General features: G+C 63.4%; 1 protein-coding gene. It reads left to right on the top strand.

The window, feature by feature from the left end; translation table 11 throughout:
• Positions 1-459 (top strand): AMP-binding protein (locus ACPCUW_RS35195; protein ID WP_423429699.1); only part of this gene is annotated, 459 nt, incomplete at both ends.

Below are 459 nucleotides of genomic sequence, written 5' to 3'. Positions count from 1 at the left end.
TCACGACATCCTCGCTGCCGAACACGTCACGGTATTGACCCAAACACCCACCGCCGCAGCGATGCTCACGCCACACGACCTGGAACCTCTGACACTGATACTCGGCGGTGAAACCTGCTCCGCCCAGGTAGTAGACCGCTGGGCACCCGAACACACAGTCATCAACGGCTACGGACCCACCGAAACCACCATGTGCGTCACCCTCACCCCACCCTTGACACCTGAATCCGGAACACCACCGATCGGCTCACCGGTATCCACAGCAGCACTCTTCGTGCTGGATGAACGGCTACGGCCGGTTCCGGTGGGTGTGCCCGGCGAGTTGTATGTCGCCGGTGACGGAGTCAGCTGCGGGTATTGGCGCAGACCCACGTTGACCGCGACGCGGTTCGTGCCCTGCCCGTTCGGAGGAACCGGCACACGCATGTACCGCACCGGAGACCTGGTCCGCTGGGGAAG

The organism is Nocardia sp. AB354 (genome assembly GCF_049538315.1).
Lineage (GTDB): Bacteria > Actinomycetota > Actinomycetes > Mycobacteriales > Mycobacteriaceae > Nocardia > Nocardia nova.
Note: the sequence above shows the minus strand (reverse complement) of the source record. Positions and strands in the feature narration are given on the sequence as shown.